Origin of the sequence: Bacillus sp. VT 712, from assembly GCF_001614195.1 — a bacterium.
Taxonomy (GTDB): Bacteria; Bacillota; Bacilli; order Bacillales; family Bacillaceae_H; genus Priestia; species Priestia flexa.
Map to the genome: position 1 here is coordinate 57,654 of NZ_LWBK01000012.1, position 16,483 is coordinate 74,136.

A 16,483-nucleotide genomic window follows, 5' to 3' on the forward strand; every position below is an offset into this window, starting at 1 on the left:
TTTCGCCTAATAAGGTGCTCATGTAAGAAAAAATCCAAACTGTTGATCTTTGATGAAAAAAAACAAATAAAAGTTTGACAAAAAAGTGAACAAATAAAAAATTTGAAACTTAATTTGATGTTTAAACGTATTAGTAGTGTGGTAAATAATTAGTGACAGATTTTAAAAATGGTTTTGCACAATAAAATAAGGATACCATTTCAATAAAAATTGTAGTATAATGCAAAATAGATATTATCTTATTTAAAGTAATTATAAAATAATATCGATTTTCATTATCAGTCATTAACTATTTACAATCGTTAACTTTTCATAAAAACAGCACGATGTTAGTATAAAGAAAAATAACTTATGGCTAAGATTTTTTGCCCATTATGACCGATTATGATAGAAGGAGTGAAGGATTAAATGGTTACATTATATACATCACCAAGTTGTACGTCTTGTCGAAAAGCGAAAGCATGGTTAGAAGAAAATGAAATTGCATATGTAGAACGAAATATCTTTTCAGAGCCTTTATCAATTGATGAAATTAAACAAATTTTACGAATGACTGAAGATGGAACAGATGAAATTATTTCAACGCGTTCTAAGACATTCCAAAAATTAGATGTTCAAGTAGACGCAATGCCTCTTCAAGATTTATATGAATTAATTCAACAAAATCCAGGCTTATTACGTCGCCCAATCATCATTGATGAAAAGCGTCTTCAAGTTGGATATAACGAAGATGAAATTCGCCGTTTCTTACCTCGTAAAGTTCGTACTTTCCAACTTCGTGAAGCTCAACGCCTTGTTAATGGTTAAATAGAACATTAGATATAATATAAAAGCCTTCATGTATAACATGAAGGCTTTCTTGCTCCTATATTAGGCTTATTGTGAGCGAAATTTATTAATTAATAGTCCGCTCGCTAAGACCAAGATGACAGTGATGACTGGAATTGATGTTTCAAGCGTATGATTATTGGCGAAGAAGCCGTGTAGGTTCTTTTCGTGTCGAATCATATTTCCTGCTGTGTAAGCTAGAATACCCGCTCCTGCATAAATAAGTAGAGGAAAACGTTCCATTAAGTATAGGATAAGCTTACTTCCCCATACAATAATAGGAATAGAAACGAAAAGACCAATAATCACCAGTAAGATATTCCCATGAGCTGCACCAGCTACGGCGATGACGTTGTCTAAGCCCATGACAAGGTCAGCAAATACAATGGTGCGAACCGCAGCGCCTAATGTAGCACTGGCCTTAATATTGGAGGATTCGTCTTCATTTGAAACGAGCAGCTTAAATGCAATGACTACTAATAAAATTCCACCAATTAGTTGTAAATAAGGAATAGTTAATAAATAAACAGCTAAAATAGTAAGTAAAATACGAACTACAACAGCTAGCCCTGTACCAAGAACGATTGCTTTGTTGCGCTGTTTCTCAGGGAGGTTTCGGCTAGCAAGGGCAATTACAATTGCATTGTCTCCACCTAGTACGATATCAATACCGATAATGAGTAGGATGGAGGTGAGTAGTTCCAAGTCCAATATACGTCGCCCCCCGATTTGTGTAACAGTTTGTACTATTACGCAGTATTGAGCCTTCAGTCGTATCATGTTAAGGTTGCACCGGCTCGCATGGTTAACAGAGTGTTTTATTTCCCTTCCATAGGATTTTATCATAGAATGGATATATGAGGTGTACAGAAAGATTCTATGCTTGTTTACGTGGAGTTAGAATACTTTACAAATTTGTAAAGTCCATGTAGTATTGCTTTAACATAAAGGAAAATAGTCCTTATTTCGTTAAGGTAATGAGAAAGAAAGACCGTATTGCCTTCACTGATTTTTCCGAAGGGAGAGATGATAATGGAAATCGAACGCATTAATGAAAATACGGTAAAATTTTTTGTCACATACGTTGATATTGAAGAACGAGGATTTGACCGAAATGAAATTTGGTTTAGCAGAGAACGAAGCGAGGAACTGTTTTGGGAGATGATGGATGAAATTCATCAAGAAGAAGAGTTCGTAGCAGAAGGTCCGCTTTGGATTCAGGTACATGCGCTTGAAAAAGGCTTAGAAGTTATTGTAACAAGAGCTCAAATTTCAAAAGATGGTCAAAAATTCGAAGTACCAGTTGGCGAAAATGATAAAATTGATATCCCTGTAGACGGAAAAGTTGAAGCGCTGTTAGATCAGCATCAAGCCAACCAAAAGAAAAAGGATGAGCTTGAAGAGGGTGTCATTGAAGATGAAGGCCTGCATTTTGTGGCTCATTTCCGTGACTTAGAAGATTTAATCATGTTAAGCCACCATCTAGAATTAGATGAGCTAATCAATCATATGTATGTGTTTGAAGGCAAATATTATTTATATGTAGAATTTACAGATGATGAAGACTTCGTCACTGAGATTGATAATATATTAAGCATTATTTTAGAGTATGGAAATGAGTCTCATTTAACTGTGCACCGTTTAATGGAATATGGAAAGCAGTTAATGAGCGATAATGCATTAGAACAATTAAAGGCTCATTTTCCGTTAAGATAAAAGTGGCCGATTTCATGTATGTGAAATCGGTCTTTATTATGAACGAACAGCATGTTCATTAGTAGGATAGGTGAATAAAATTGAAAAATCGTTTACAGCTACTTGTGTTTATTGCAGGTCTTGTTGTCGTTCTTGTTTTGACAAAAGAGTATTTGAGTGGTCAAATTATTGGGATTCTGAGCTTGCTGATTACCATTAGCGTGATCTTTATTGGATTAGTTATTTCACTTGAAAATCGTCACCCAACCCAAACGTTAACATGGCTTGTCGTTTTAGGAAGTTTTCCTGTTGTCGGCTTTTTCTTTTATCTACTGTTTGGGCGAAACATTCGAAAGAGACGATTGTTTGCAAAAAAAGCGAAGCTAGATGAGCAGGTTTTATTGAAGATGGAAAGAGATTCTTCAATCTTTGATGAGCAGGTTGAGCGCTTTGGTGAAAAACGTAAACAGTTATTAACATTAGCTACTCAGCTCGGGAAAGCTCCCGTTTCATTTGCGTCTGATACGCGAGCACTCACGAATGGTGACGAAACATTTGATGAAATACTTGAAGCTCTACAGCATGCGCGTCACCACATTCATATGGAATATTACATTGTCAGACATGATGACCTAGGACAAAAAATTAAAGATATTTTGATTGAAAAAGTACAAGAGGGTATTTATGTGCGCTTTTTGTACGACGCCGTTGGAAGTTTTAAGCTTTCTAAGCACTACATTCACGAAATGCGAGAAGCAGGCGTAGAAATGGTACCATTTTTACCTGTTCGCTTGCCGCTGTTAAACAATAAAATTAACTTTCGAAACCACCGTAAAATTGTAGTGATAGACGGAACGATTGGATTTGTCGGAGGGTTAAATATTGGGGATGAATATCTTGGTCAAAGTCGACACTTTGGCTTTTGGCGTGACACGCATCTTCAGGTTCGTGGCGAAGCGGTGCGCTCTTTACAACTAATTTTCTTACAGGACTGGTATTATATGACGGGTCAAACGCTGTTAACCCAAACCTATTTGTCACCAGACTTAATTGATGTTGATGAGGAGAGCTGCGGGGGAGTTCAAATGATTGCTGGAGGTCCGGACCGAGAATGGGAAGTTATTAAACACTTATTTTTCTCCATGATTACGTCAGCGCGAGAATCAATTTGGATTGCATCACCGTATTTTATTCCTGATGAAGATATCTTCACAGCGCTGAAAGTAGCAGCGCTTAGCGGAGTAGACGTTAGGTTACTTGTACCAAAAAAACCAGATAAAAAAATCGTTTTTCATGCTTCACGCTCTTACTTTCCAGAGTTACTAGCAGCAGGAGTGAAAGTGTATGAATACGAAAAAGGCTTCATGCACAGTAAAATTGTGATTGTGGATAAAGAAATTGCATCGATTGGTACTGCCAACATGGATATGAGAAGCTTTCATTTAAACTTTGAAGTGAATGCTTTTCTTTATAAAACAGCAAGTACTCAAAAGCTCGTTTATGAGTATATGCAGGACTTAGAGGTGTCTTCGTCACTTCATTTAGATCAATTTCAAAAGCGTCCCATCTTGCAGAGAGTTTTCGAGTCAACATCTCGATTATTATCACCTCTACTCTAAGAAAGATTGAGACATAAGTAATTCAGCCTCTACTATACCTGAACGATTGAGAGTTCATAACTTTTAATCGTTCAGGTTTTTTGGTTGATTGTGAAAACAATGTTGGAAACAGTGTGGAATGGAGCGTAGGACACTCGACTCCTGCGGGAAAGAGAGGGAAAACGGAGATCCCGCAGCGCAGCGAGGAAGCTCAGGTTCCTCCCCGCGGAAAGCGAGTGGCCGTAGCGCAATGGAACGAACGTGTTGAGACAAACTAAAGAGATGGGAACAGCTAGTGTTCGTCTTTTAGAAGCAATCATTTTGTTATGTCCCAAACTCTTTTTACAAAAAGAAGGGATTTGCTAACCTTTAACGAATATACAGTAAGAATTCAATAAGGAAGGAGTGTTAGCCATTGCTCGTTGCAAAAACAGTCCATAATCGCTTGGTTTCATTAGCCAGTGGCTTTACAGAGGCAGAGCTTCGGCGTTTGCAAAAAACGGGGTCTTTTTATTGTCCAGCTTGTAATGAATCTGTTGTGCTTCGCGTAGGAGTAAAGCGCTGTTCCCATTTTGCGCATCGAAAAAAAGAGTGTACAGTTGACCAGGAAGGAGAGAGCGATTATCACGTAACAGGAAAGCTCCAGCTGTTTCGTTGGTTACAAACTCATACCTCAGCTCAGTTAGAGCACTACTTGCCTCAAATCCAACAACGTCCAGATTTGTTTGTTGAAGTAGGAAAAGCAGCTTATGCATTTGAATTTCAGTGTGCTTCATTGTCTACTGAAGCGTTCGTTCAGCGAACAAGCGGCTATAGAACGCAAGGGTATCACCCTTTTTGGATAATGGGCGCAAATCGATTAAAACGCTTAGGTACCTCACTTTTTCGCCTATCTCCTCAAGAATGGCAGTACCTCACTCTCACCGACCAATCGCCAACTCTTTATTATTTTTCACCCTTCACAAATGAGTTAATCAAACTTGAGCATATCATTCCGTTTTCCTCCCAAATTGCTTTTGCTGAATTGAAAATTCTCACACCTAGTTCTCATACATTTTCAGAATGGCTTACTTTGCATACGTCTCCTTCTTATCATGAAGGGTGGATTCAAAAAAAGAGGAACTTCCGTACAACATACATGCTATATCCGGGCTTACAATATAAACATTTTTTAGAAAAGCTCTATACCCTTCAAATTCCACCCACTCATTTTCCTTCTGAAGCTGGTTTTCCAATTCCTTCTGCTTTTATGATTGAAACACCGGCTGTCATATGGCAAACTTGGCTATTGCTTGATATCATGCAAGTGAAAAAGGTAGGGGAAGTAGTGAATCTTAAGCAGCTATATATGCAGTTTAGCGCTCGGGTTCGCAAAAAGTTAATTAAATTACGATATGTTCCGTTCATGCAGTCTACAATTGAAAAGCCGCTGTTAGAGTACGTAGAAGTACTATGCAAGCTAAAATTCTTTTCTCCTGTTACGTATGACTCTTATCGAATCGAGAGAGGGTATACAGTTCCTATGCTCAGCTCAGATGCATTCTTAGAAGATGGGTTATTAATGAAAAAATGGTTAGACCAAGCAAAAGAAGTGACACGTTAGCAGAAAATAAGTACGCTTAAATAGAAGCACTGTTTGGGCGTACTTACAGGCTGACTAATTTTTGAAAAGCCACATACAATAAAAAAGGATTCGTCTTCTATATAGCGAAATTAGTAACAGAGACGGAGTAAAAGATGAAAGGGTGTTAATATGAGTGAACAATCCACGGTGAAAAAGCTGCCAAATCGCAGTGAAATTAAAGTAGAAGATACATGGAGATTAGAAGATATTTTTGAAACGGATGAAGCGTGGGAGCAAGAATTTCAAGCTGTTAAAGCCTTAGTTCCGGAAATGGAACAATATCGCGGCAAGCTTGGAGAATCAGCAGACATGCTTTTTAAAGCACTTCAGCAGCAAGATGAACTAACAATGCGGGTCAGCAAGCTTTATACATATGCACATATGAGGTATGACCAAGATACAACGAACTCATTCTATCAAGGATTAAATGATCGAATTAAAATGTTGTATACAGAAATTGCGAGTGCGTTATCTTACGTCACGCCTGAACTATTAGCAGTAGATGAGGAAACGCTAAAACAATATTTAAAAGATAGCAAGGATTTACAGCTATATGCACATGCGCTGGATGAAATGAATCGTGAGCGTCCTCATATCCTTTCTGAGAGTGAAGAAGCTATTCTAGCACAGGCATCTGAAGCGCTAGGAGCATCAAGTAATACGTTCGGTATGCTGAATAATGCTGATTTAGAGTTTCCATCCATTAAAGATGAAAACGGGGAAGAAGTGGAGATTACCCACGGTCGTTATATTCGGTTTTTAGAAAGCAGTGATCGACGCGTTAGAGAAGAAGCGTTTAAAGCCGTCTATGATACGTATGGAAAGTTTAAAAATACATTTGCGAGTACTCTTAGCGGAACGGTTAAAAAAGATAACTTTAGCGCTAAGGTCCGTAACTACGAATCAGCTCGCCATGCAGCTCTAAGCGCAAACAATATTCCAGAAGAGGTATATGATAATTTAGTTGCAACGGTAAACGAATATCTGCCTCTATTACAGCGCTATATTGACCTACGAAAGAAAGTGTTAGGTGTTGATGAGCTTCACATGTATGATCTGTATACACCGCTTGTGCAAGACGTCAAAATGGAAATACCATATAGCGAAGCAAAAGATTATTTATTAAAAGGTTTGGCGCCGCTTGGAGAAGAGTACATTTCCATTTTAAAAGAAGGATTTGAAAATCGCTGGGTTGATGTGCACGAAAACAAAGGAAAGCGAAGCGGTGCTTATTCTTCTGGAACATATGGAACAAATCCATATATCTTAATGAACTGGCAGGACAATGTGAACAATCTTTTCACATTAGCTCATGAGTTTGGTCACTCAGTGCACAGTTACTATACGCGTAAAGAACAGCCTTACCCATACGGTGATTATTCAATCTTTGTCGCTGAAGTCGCATCTACGTGTAACGAAGCTCTATTAAATGATTATTTATTGAAAACAATCGATGATGAAAAGAAACGATTATACTTATTAAATCATTATTTAGAAGGCTTCCGCGGTACCGTGTTCCGTCAAACGATGTTTGCTGAATTTGAGCATGAAATTCACGTTCGGGCTCAAAATGGTGAACCGCTAACACCAGAGCTGCTAACAAAGTTATACTATGATTTAAATAAAAAGTACTTTGGTGATAATTTAGTCATTGATGAAGAGATTGGCTTAGAGTGGGCAAGAATTCCACATTTCTACTATAATTATTATGTGTATCAATACGCAACAGGCTTCAGCGCAGCTGCAGCGCTAAGTAAGCAAATTCTTGAAGAAGGAGACGCGGCTGTTGAGCGTTACCTTGGCTTCTTAAAAGCTGGAAGCTCTGATTATCCAATCGAAGTGCTAAAACGCGCAGGAGTGGATATGACAACTGCTGAACCAATCAAAGAAGCATTAGAAGTGTTTAAAGAAAAGCTTGAAGAGATGGAACGTTTGTTAGAGAAAAACTAAGTTTAAATAAACAAAGCTTTGCGCATCCGCAAAGCTTTGTTTATTTAAATCCTCGAAATCGATTAAATGAATTAAGAAGCATAATAGTAATGAACAGAGATAGAAGTAAAAGAGGAGCAGCAATCACAAGCGGTGCAAGCTTCATTAACGACAGTAGATAAAAGACAAAGGAAAAACAGAGAATTGCAATGCTGATGATCACTCCGATGAGCTTCATGTTTGGTCACCTCGCTTGCTTGTCATGCTTGAACTATATGAATCGAGGCACCAAAATATACTTTTTTAAAAAAAAATCATGAAAATATCAAAAAAGGGTTGTCAAAACTCGACATAATTTGCTATAGTAATAATCGTGAAGTTTATCACAAAACAAACATATACCCCTTTGTTTGACCGTGAAAAATTTCTCCCATCCCCTTGTTGTCTTAGGACAAACAAAAAAGACTTGGCATTTGCCAAGTCTTTTTTGTATTTTAACATCCTTTTTCTAAGCTTCTCCAAAACGTACCGTATTTCACTGGAACTTGTTCTACAAGGCGCTGAAGCTGAAGTTTTTTCAGTTCTCGCTCAGCTTGCTCAATGGATATATCGTAAACAACGGCTACTTCTTTTGCTGCGACAAATTGAAAATAAGCTAAAAACGATCGCAGAGGTGGAAGCGGATGAGGATTGATTTCTTCTTCTTCTAACATTTCATAAATGATGTGTACGTACGTTTCATATGAATAATGCCCAGAAATCTTAATTCCTTCTTCTTCAACTTTTTCATTGAAAAACACAAGGGTCGGAATATCGGTTATGTCCATTTCTGATGTAATCTTTAAATCGCATTGAAATGCTTTTGTAGCATGCTCAGCGTGTAAGTCTCGCACAAATTCTTCGACATCAAGTCCGATTTCTTCTGCACACTTGACAAGCACATCTTCTTTTTCAACGTTTTGTTTCTCTAAAAATAATGCTTCGCGAAGTTTTCGTAAAAAGCGAATGCCTTGCTTTTTTCCCTGTAAACCCGCAGCTTTAATTGCAATCGATGCTGCAAATGGTGTTGAAATTGGATTCTCAAGCCAAAGATTACCGTCACAAGACATGCCGGATCGACAAGCAGTTTGCTCCCATGTCTTGGCCATATCTTCAAACTTCTTTTTTGTACCAATGTTTAGCTTCTGCAAATTACTGGTTAAAACATGCTTAAGAGTAATCCAATTTCCATACTCAATCTGCAATTTTTTCAAGATAGGCTCTAGTGCCCAGCATTCCGGACAAAGTGGATCAACAAATACGTAAATTTCCAGTGGCTTCTGATTAGAACCCTGACAAAGGTGTCGCAATGATTGATGTTCGCTGTGTAAATTCTTCAATGTGAAAATCCTTTCTCATCGTTCTGTTCGTGTGAATTAACCATATGTTGAGCAGTCAGAATGAGCCGGTGATAAAGTTCATCTCGTAACGGACCTTCTAATCCAATTTCATCCATTGCCTCATGCATACAATGAAGCCATGCTTTTGCGCGAGCTGGCGTAATTTCAAAAGGCGAATGTCTTGCACGTAACATAGGGTGTCCATGTTCTTCTGTATATAAAGCCGGCCCGCCTAAATATTGTGTTAAAAATTGTTTTTGCTTTCGTGTTGTTTCCGTTAAATCTATTGGAAAGATAGGGGCTAAATCTGGATGACTAGCTACCCTGTTATAAAAAGCATCAACAAGTTTGGAAATCGTATGTTCACCGCCCAATAGTTCGTAGGGAGATTTGACTTTTTCTTTCATGTTGATAACTCCTTTATCCTAGAAATGTACTCCATCAAGTGTGGTGGAGTAGTACCATCGTTTTTCTTAATTTTAGCAGTGTACCTTATTTATCTCAAACTATCCGCTTCAAACAGAAAAGGTGATAGGGTAGCTAGATAAAGAAATAAGTGAAAAAATAGCAGGGTTTATAGAAAAAACTTTCCGTCACATACCCTTTCCGAAAATGATGAGTTATTTTCTACGCATTATAGGTAGACGTAATTTTAGCAACATAATTTTGTGTTTCTTTAAAAGGAGGGATACCACCGTATTTATCGACGTTTCCTGGCCCGGCATTATAAGCAGCAAGAGCAAGCTTAACGTTCCCGTTATATTTATCGAGCATTTGTCGTAAATACTTTGCGCCTCCTAAAATGTTCTCGCGTGGGTTAAGGGCATTTTGAACGCCAAGGTAGTTAGCCGTTGCGGGCATGAGCTGCATTAATCCTAGTGCCCCTGCATAGCTTTTGGCGTTAGGGTTAAAATTAGATTCTTGTTTAATCACAGCTGAAATTAACTTAGGGTCTAAATCATATTTCGAAGCCGCTTCATTAATCAGATCATCAAAGCGTGAGCCAATGATTGTTGATGTAGGCGAACTGCTTTTTTGAACCGATGTATTCAAATAAGGAGCCGCATTGGTTTGTAAGGGCAGCGCATTAGATCTAGAAGTGAGCTGAGCTGTTTGCTCATTAGCGTTTTTCTCTTCAGATATATATTGTGCCAAAATGTTTGCAAATATCGACGGAGTTAAAAGTGTTGCAGGTGAAGCTGTCGGTCGATTTGCCGTAAATGTTTGCAAGGTCTGTAGCTGTAACCACGTTTGATAAGCTTGAACATCCATTGATTTATTCCTCACTTAATAATTGATATTTGCGATCATAAAAACGTTTGATTTTATTCGCTGTGTTACGCTTAGGGATACTAAAGTCTTGAAGTAAGCTCTCGAATGCAAGAAGTCCTTGTGTTTCATCTTGAACTTCATACTCAATTTCTACATCATCAGTATCCAAATAAAAGCTATGGTCAAATACAAGTAAACCGCTTTTGTATTCAATTTCTGCTCGGTATGTTTTAAGTGTGCCAAAGTAAGCTAAGCGTGATGAAGATATGCCAAGTCTTTGGAGAGCTGCTGTCATTTCAGTTGGAAAATTCTTTGTTTCAGTCATTAGTTCTTGTGCTTCAGATTCTGTAAGATCTATGTGCGTTTCCAATAAGCCATGCTCATGGGGCTGTTTTAAAGTTAAAACAAACTTTCCATTTTTGTTTCGAATTCGTAAAGCTGCCCCTGCGCTTTTTAGCTGAAAGTCATTTGTATCAAAGTAATGATTTTCCTGCATGATAAAGTCGCGATCCGTTAGTTGGAAATAAGCTAGTAACTTTTTAAATTCATTCTTATTTACTAAGTTTTTAAATTCAATTTCAATTTCTTGTTTCATGCTACATAAGCTCCTTTATGCTGTATCTGTAAGGATGTATAATAAGGTGTTTTATAATGTTTAGCATAGGTATGTTCCTCTTTATGAGATGCAAAACAGATGCATCACTGTCATAAGATTTCATTTATAATCTATCATAAAATGGTTAATTTGTATCGTTAATATCTCGAATCGATAGGCGTTCTGTAAAAGGGATGGAACAGAAAGTAATAGAAAACCCGAATAGATTTCGTTTCGCTTTATTAAACCACGTTTGAATGTGTTAAAATAAGAACGAATTGTATAGTTGGAAGGAGTATATATATGCAAAATCGAATCGAAATCACAACCTGTGTGATGAAGAAAGATGAACTACATTTAAAGGCAGAGGCTATTGAACAACAAATCGAGCAGATTGAAGATATGAAGCAAGTGCTTGCTGATTCTGACAATATGTCATTTGTATACATTGTGGAAGTCAACGAGCAGTTTATGTATGTTGGACTAAGTGACAATATGTGGCCACATTTAAAGAACGTTTTACAAGATGATAAAAAGGTGTTCTTAGAAGTTAATAAGCAAGTCGTTGAGCTAACGGCTATGAAAGAAGAGTTAACAGACTTAATCAGCAACATTGAAGGAAATGTAAACTACGGAGATGATATGGTAGCAAGAGTAGAAGAAATTTTCTTAGATAAAAAAAGCAGATAACAAGGTGAGGGGGATAGCAATGGTAAGGCATTGGGACTTATTTTTAGCACCGTATAAACAAGCGGTAGAAGAACTTAAAGTAAAGTTAAAAGGCATGCGCTCTCAATACGATATGAGATCTACGCACTCTCCAATTGAGTTTGTGACGGGCCGAGTGAAACCCATTGCTAGTATTTTAGATAAAGCGGCAAGAAAAAACATTTCTTTAGAGCGTTTAGAGGAAGAGATGCAGGACATTGCAGGTCTGCGCATGATGTGTCAATTCACAGATGATATTAAAGCAGTAGTTGAAATTCTGAGGCAGCGCACGGACTTTAAAGTAGTAGAAGAGCGAGACTATATTACTCATCAAAAAGAAAGTGGATATCGCTCCTATCATATGGTGATTTGCTATCCTGTTCAGACCATACACGGAGAAAAGCAAATTTTAGCAGAAATCCAAATTCGTACGTTAGCGATGAATTTTTGGGCCACGATTGAACATTCTTTAAACTATAAATACAGTGGCAATTTCCCTCAAGAGATAAAAGAACGACTTCAGCGAGCATCAGAAGCAGCTTTTCAACTAGATGAAGAGATGTCAAAGATTCGAGGGGAAATACAAGAAGCTCAGGTTTTCTTTTCGCGTAAAAAAGAAGTAGAGAATACAGAAAATGAATAAAGAATAAAAAGTCAAATCAGGTTTTTCAACACAGATAGGGGGGAAGAAGGTGAGTAATATCAAGTTTGCTATTACGTCCAGGGGCGATCGAGTTTCAAATACATTAATGGAAAGAATGAAAACATACTTATTAGATTTTCACTTAGAGCACGACGAAGATGAACCAGACATTGTCATTTCAGTGGGTGGAGACGGCACGCTATTGTATGCTTTTCACCATTATCAGCACCGGTTAGACAAAACGGCTTTTGTTGGAGTACATACAGGACATTTAGGCTTTTATGCAGACTGGACACCGGATGAAATTGAGAAGTTAGTCATTGCTATTGCGAAAACACCTTATCAAGTTGTTGAATATCCGCTACTTGAAGTTATTATTCGTTACACAACCGGAGAAAAGGAAGCTCGTTCTTTGGCGCTCAATGAGTGCACGGTCAAAAGTGTTGAAGGCTCACTTGTGATGGATGTTGAAATTAAGGGACAGCAGTTTGAAACATTCCGAGGCGATGGATTATGTATATCAACTCCATCGGGAAGTACGGCTTACAATAAGTCCCTTGGAGGTGCTATTTTACATCCGTCACTGCATGCGATTCAGATTGCTGAAATGGCATCTATTAATAATCGTGTGTTTCGTACAATTGGATCTCCGCTCGTGTTACCAGGGCATCATACGGCTTTATTAAAGCCTGTTAATTACGCAGATTTTCAAATCACCATCGATCATTTAACGTTGTTACATCAAAATGTTAAGTCTATTCAGTGTCGAGTTGCGAATGAAAAGATTCGTTTCGCGCGCTTCCGAGCTTTTCCGTTTTGGCAGCGAGTAAGAGATTCATTTGTATCTGATTAAGTGGAGAGATATGATATGCACAAGCTATTTACATTAAGTTGGCACGTAACAGATTCATTTAGCGGTTCTTTATTACGCGACTTTCTAAAAAGGCATCATATATCTCGAGCAGCATTAACGGATATCAAGTTTAAGGGTGGTTGTATTGAAGTAAATGGTGAGAAAGTAAATGTTCGACATATACTCACTATCGGAGACTTTGTGAAAGTGACGTTTCCACCTGAATATCCAAGTGAAAATCTTCATAAATCACCTCTACCGTTAGATGTGATTTATGAAGATGACTACTTGCTAGTCATTAATAAATCCGCTGGTATGCCTAGTATTCCAACGCGAGAGCACCTGAATGATTCGCTAAGCAATGCGCTGCTGTTTTACTATGAGCAAAACGGTATTGCTTCTACGGTTCACTTAGTGAATAGACTCGATCGCGATACTTCAGGTTTATTAGTAGTTGCTAAATACCGCCATGTTCATTTCTTATTTTCTCAAGCTCAAGAGCAAAGAGCGATTAAGCGTACATATCGTGCGCTTGTTCATGGAACTCTTTCAAAAAAAGAGGGAGTAATTGACGCCCCAATTGGAAGAAAGAACGATAGTATTATTGAAAGAATGGTACGCTCAGACGGTCAGCATGCCGTTACGCATTACAAAGTGATACAAGAATACGATGGGTTCTCTGAAGTAGACTTGAAGCTGGATACAGGGCGTACGCATCAGATTCGCGTTCATATGGAGTATTTGGGAAGTCCTTTACTAGGTGACTCTCTATACGGTGGGAACAGAGAGAAGATAAGCAGACAGGCGCTACATAGCTATAAGCTCACGTTCTTTCACCCTATTTTGCAACGTGAACTGGCATTTCAATCACCGCTTCCTGAGGATATGCAGCGTTTAGTTCAACAAAACAGAGGGTAAATACGATAAGAGCACTACTCGCGAGTAGTGCTCTTATGCTATTCTTTAAACTTTTCAGCCACATAAGGCATGGAAGAGGGAACAGAAACAAGCTCTTTTTCAGGGTAGCGAAACGCAGTTAATTTGCCACCAAATACTGCTCCTGTATCAATGTTGATTGTATTGTTACGTAGCTTAGGAGATTTAATCGGTGTGTGCCCGTAAACAATCAATGGTGTCCCATTGTAGTGTTTAGCCCAGTCATTGCGCACAGGTGAACCATCTGGGTGTGTTTCTCCAGTAATGTCTCCATATAAAACGAATGTTTTTACTTTTTTGTCGTTTCGTCCGATATAGTCTGCCCGAATTCCAGCGTGTGCAATAACAAGCTGTTCTTGTTTTAAGTGAACATAAAGAGGGGCATTCTCATAAAGTTCCATGAACTTATGTTTGATTTCTTGCTGCTGTGCTTGGGAGAGGTCATTATATTCAGCTACGGTTGTTTCTAACCCATGCTTAATTTGGACCTTATTTCCTTTGAAAAATCGATAAAGCTTATTGCAGTGGTTTCCAGGACAGTAATACGCTTTTTTTTGTTTGACGACAAGATTCCAAACAAGCTCGATTACTTTTAAGGAGTGAGGTCCTCGGTCCATCAAGTCTCCTACAAAGGCTAAATGCCTCTTTTCTGGATGGATAGGGTAGGTAGAGGTCCAGCTATAGCCCAGTTTAGTTGTTAATTCTACAAGCTCATCGTAGCAGCCATGAATATCTCCAATTATGTCTAGCTTCACATTTCTTCACGCTCTTTTCCAATGAATTTCGTATCGTTTGAAAAATAAACCTTTTAGGGTGTAGAAATTTCATTCTATATTGTGCAAACTATCGATAAGATTTATCACATAATAATTAGATAAACAGAAGTTTTTAAAATTTTACTACGAGTTATGAGTTGAAATCTAGTTCATTTCATAATAAAGTAAGAGAAGTTTTGTTCTGAGAGGAGGAAATGTTTATGACTGAATCAATGGAAAGAGAAGAGCAAAAGAGACTTCAGGAGCAATTAATTAACTTGCTCAAAGAAAATGAAATTGATGCGTTTCGAGAAGAATTTCTAGATATGCACCCATATGATCAAGGCCAGTTTTTTGAAGAGCTAGACGAAGATTTGCGATTTGCGCTCTATGAAATGCTTTCACCAGAAGAAATGGCTAATATTTTCGAACAAGTAGAAGTACCGGAAGAAGACTATCAAGATTTACTTTCAGAGATGCATCCAATGTTTGCTGCTGATATGCTAGCTGAGATGTCAACGGATGACGCCGTTGACGTTTTAAACGAACTAGATAAAGAGCAAGTAGCGAGCTATTTAACCATTATGGATGAAGAAGCAGCGGATGAAATTAAAGAACTGCTTCACTATGAAGAGTACACGGCCGGTAGTATCATGACCACAGAATTTATCGCTATTAAAGCAAACCAAACGGTTCGCTCTGCGATGCAAATTTTAAGGAGAGAAGCTCCCGGAGCTGAAACGATTTATTATACGTTTGTTGTGGACGAACAAAAGCATTTGGTAGGCGTTATTTCGTTAAGAGACTTAATTGTTGCAGATGAAGAAACGATGATTAGTGATGTTATGAGTGAACGTGTTGTAGCGGTTTCTGTTGCGGAAGACCAAGAAGAAGTTGCTCGAATTATGAGGGACTATAATTTCCTGGCATTACCGGTAGTAGACTTTCAGCAGCACCTTCTCGGAATCATTACCGTCGATGATGTAATTGATGTAATGGACGAAGAAGCATCTGACGATTATTCCAAACTTGCGGGTATTAGCGACGTGGACGATACGGCGGGGAACAGTCCGTTCGGCGCAGCTAAAAAGCGATTGCCTTGGCTGATTATTCTTCTGTTCTTAGGGATGATGACGGCAAGCTTAATTGGCCGCTTTGAAGACACATTAAACCAAGTAGCCATCTTAGCAATCTTTATTCCTCTGATTGGTGGGATGGCTGGAAACACGGGTACTCAAGCATTAGCGGTAGCTGTTCGTGGTATCGCAACAGGGGAAATTCAGGAAGAAGGAAAGCTAAAGCTACTCGTTCGAGAAGCTTTAACAGGTGTCATTACAGGAGGTTCCTGTGGTATTGCCGTAACGCTAGTTGTATATGTATGGCAAGGTGATTTTATTCTTGGAGCGTTAGTTGGTATTTCTGTATTTGCTACGCTGATTGTTGCAACGTTAACAGGCGCATTTATTCCGCTATTTATGCATCGTTTGAAGATTGACCCTGCGGTAGCATCTGGACCGTTTATTACGACGATTAATGATCTTATTAGTATTTTAATTTATTTCGGATTAGCGACAACTTTTATGAGTTATTTAAAATAGAGTTGTTGACAGATTGAGCATTCCCTTTTATGCTTGACATTTAAATTTAACACTAGCTTAATATACATTT

The 16,483-nt window shown here is 38.2% G+C and carries 17 protein-coding genes; 10 read left to right on the plus strand and 7 right to left on the minus strand.

Annotation, left to right across the window (positions count from 1 at the left end; genetic code table 11):
* The first annotated feature begins 408 nt into the window (after positions 1-408).
* A complete protein-coding gene (gene spxA / locus A2U94_RS07915) occupies positions 409-807 on the plus strand; it encodes a transcriptional regulator SpxA (protein ID WP_025908146.1) in 399 nt (132 codons plus the stop codon).
* A 69-nt stretch (positions 808-876) separates the two neighbouring features.
* Here spxA and A2U94_RS07920 read toward each other — a convergent pair whose 3' ends face one another.
* Positions 877-1,539, minus strand: coding sequence for a TerC family protein (locus A2U94_RS07920; RefSeq protein ID WP_025908145.1), 663 nt, complete (start codon positions 1,537-1,539; stop codon positions 877-879).
* A gap of 321 nt (positions 1,540-1,860) precedes the next feature.
* On the opposite strand from A2U94_RS07920, the gene mecA reads away from it, so the two are divergent.
* The 4 genes from mecA (at position 1,861) to pepF (ending at position 7,695) form a co-directional block, all read left to right on the plus strand.
* Positions 1,861-2,544, plus strand: a complete 684-nt coding sequence (mecA, locus tag A2U94_RS07925; RefSeq protein WP_025908144.1) for an adaptor protein MecA — start codon at positions 1,861-1,863, stop codon at positions 2,542-2,544.
* 80 nt (positions 2,545-2,624) lie between these two features.
* On the plus strand, positions 2,625-4,142 hold the full coding sequence (gene cls, locus A2U94_RS07930; RefSeq protein ID WP_025908143.1) for a cardiolipin synthase: 1,518 nt from the start codon (positions 2,625-2,627) through the stop codon (positions 4,140-4,142).
* Positions 4,143-4,536: 394 nt separating this feature from the next.
* The gene (locus A2U94_RS07935) at positions 4,537-5,724 is read left to right on the plus strand and encodes a competence protein CoiA (RefSeq protein WP_025908141.1); all 1,188 of its coding nucleotides are present in this window, start codon (positions 4,537-4,539) and stop codon (positions 5,722-5,724) included.
* Positions 5,725-5,874: 150 nt separating this feature from the next.
* On the plus strand, positions 5,875-7,695 hold the full coding sequence (gene pepF / locus A2U94_RS07940) for an oligoendopeptidase F (RefSeq protein WP_025908140.1): 1,821 nt from the start codon (positions 5,875-5,877) through the stop codon (positions 7,693-7,695).
* 40 nt (positions 7,696-7,735) lie between these two features.
* Here pepF and A2U94_RS21485 read toward each other — a convergent pair whose 3' ends face one another.
* The 5 genes from A2U94_RS21485 to A2U94_RS07960 form a co-directional block, all read right to left on the minus strand.
* A complete protein-coding gene (locus A2U94_RS21485) occupies positions 7,736-7,912 on the minus strand; it encodes a hypothetical protein (RefSeq protein WP_090752849.1) in 177 nt (58 codons plus the stop codon).
* Positions 7,913-8,168: 256 nt separating this feature from the next.
* Positions 8,169-9,053 (minus strand): ClpXP adapter SpxH family protein, encoded by an 885-nt coding sequence (locus A2U94_RS07945; RefSeq protein WP_025908138.1) that lies wholly within the window; start codon positions 9,051-9,053, stop codon positions 8,169-8,171.
* A complete protein-coding gene (locus tag A2U94_RS07950) occupies positions 9,050-9,460 on the minus strand; it encodes a globin domain-containing protein (protein ID WP_025908137.1) in 411 nt (136 codons plus the stop codon). Before A2U94_RS07950 ends, A2U94_RS07945 begins: the two co-directional genes overlap by 4 nt.
* 220 nt (positions 9,461-9,680) lie before the next feature.
* A complete protein-coding gene (locus A2U94_RS07955) occupies positions 9,681-10,325 on the minus strand; it encodes a lytic transglycosylase domain-containing protein (RefSeq protein WP_025908136.1) in 645 nt (214 codons plus the stop codon).
* A 4-nt stretch (positions 10,326-10,329) separates the two neighbouring features.
* Positions 10,330-10,920, minus strand: coding sequence for a CYTH domain-containing protein (locus A2U94_RS07960; RefSeq protein WP_025908135.1), 591 nt, complete (start codon positions 10,918-10,920; stop codon positions 10,330-10,332).
* Between the two features lie 303 nt (positions 10,921-11,223).
* Here A2U94_RS07960 and A2U94_RS07965 point away from each other — a divergent pair, with 303 nt between their 5' ends.
* Genes A2U94_RS07965 through A2U94_RS07980 form a run of 4 tightly spaced genes read left to right on the plus strand, consistent with a single transcriptional unit; the run spans position 11,224 to position 14,042 of the window.
* Complete coding sequence (locus A2U94_RS07965; protein ID WP_025908134.1) at positions 11,224-11,610, plus strand: UPF0738 family protein; 387 nt, start codon at positions 11,224-11,226, stop codon at positions 11,608-11,610.
* 19 nt (positions 11,611-11,629) lie between these two features.
* Positions 11,630-12,271 (plus strand): GTP diphosphokinase, encoded by a 642-nt coding sequence (gene yjbM, locus A2U94_RS07970; protein ID WP_025908133.1) that lies wholly within the window; start codon positions 11,630-11,632, stop codon positions 12,269-12,271.
* Positions 12,272-12,329: 58 nt separating this feature from the next.
* The gene (locus A2U94_RS07975) at positions 12,330-13,124 is read left to right on the plus strand and encodes an NAD kinase (protein ID WP_025908132.1); all 795 of its coding nucleotides are present in this window, start codon (positions 12,330-12,332) and stop codon (positions 13,122-13,124) included.
* Between the two features lie 15 nt (positions 13,125-13,139).
* Positions 13,140-14,042, plus strand: a complete 903-nt coding sequence (locus A2U94_RS07980; RefSeq protein ID WP_025908131.1) for an RluA family pseudouridine synthase — start codon at positions 13,140-13,142, stop codon at positions 14,040-14,042.
* A gap of 38 nt (positions 14,043-14,080) precedes the next feature.
* On the opposite strand, the gene prpE is transcribed toward A2U94_RS07980, so the two are convergent.
* Positions 14,081-14,815 (minus strand): bis(5'-nucleosyl)-tetraphosphatase PrpE, encoded by a 735-nt coding sequence (gene prpE / locus A2U94_RS07985; protein WP_025908130.1) that lies wholly within the window; start codon positions 14,813-14,815, stop codon positions 14,081-14,083.
* Between the two features lie 221 nt (positions 14,816-15,036).
* Here prpE and mgtE point away from each other — a divergent pair, with 221 nt between their 5' ends.
* Entirely contained in the window at positions 15,037-16,413 is a 1,377-nt protein-coding gene (gene mgtE, locus A2U94_RS07990; RefSeq protein WP_025908129.1) for a magnesium transporter, read from the plus strand.
* The last annotated feature ends 70 nt before the right edge of the window (positions 16,414-16,483 follow it).

Excerpts from the sequence above, each read along its gene's own strand:
- A2U94_RS07960 (WP_025908135.1), bottom strand. The coding sequence starts at position 10,920 with ATGAAACAAGAAATTGAAATTGAATTTAAAAACTTAGTAAATAAGAAT.
- mecA (WP_025908144.1), top strand. The coding sequence starts at position 1,861 with ATGGAAATCGAACGCATTAATGAAAATACGGTAAAATTTTTTGTCACA.
- spxA (WP_025908146.1), top strand. The coding sequence starts at position 409 with ATGGTTACATTATATACATCACCAAGTTGTACGTCTTGTCGAAAAGCG.
- A2U94_RS07965 (WP_025908134.1), top strand. The coding sequence starts at position 11,224 with ATGCAAAATCGAATCGAAATCACAACCTGTGTGATGAAGAAAGATGAA.
- A2U94_RS07980 (WP_025908131.1), top strand. The coding sequence starts at position 13,140 with ATGCACAAGCTATTTACATTAAGTTGGCACGTAACAGATTCATTTAGC.
- pepF (WP_025908140.1), top strand. The coding sequence starts at position 5,875 with ATGAGTGAACAATCCACGGTGAAAAAGCTGCCAAATCGCAGTGAAATT.
- yjbM (WP_025908133.1), top strand. The coding sequence starts at position 11,630 with ATGGTAAGGCATTGGGACTTATTTTTAGCACCGTATAAACAAGCGGTA.
- A2U94_RS07950 (WP_025908137.1), bottom strand. The coding sequence starts at position 9,460 with ATGAAAGAAAAAGTCAAATCTCCCTACGAACTATTGGGCGGTGAACAT.
- mgtE (WP_025908129.1), top strand. The coding sequence starts at position 15,037 with ATGACTGAATCAATGGAAAGAGAAGAGCAAAAGAGACTTCAGGAGCAA.
- A2U94_RS07955 (WP_025908136.1), bottom strand. The coding sequence starts at position 10,325 with ATGGATGTTCAAGCTTATCAAACGTGGTTACAGCTACAGACCTTGCAA.
- A2U94_RS21485 (WP_090752849.1), bottom strand. The coding sequence starts at position 7,912 with ATGAAGCTCATCGGAGTGATCATCAGCATTGCAATTCTCTGTTTTTCC.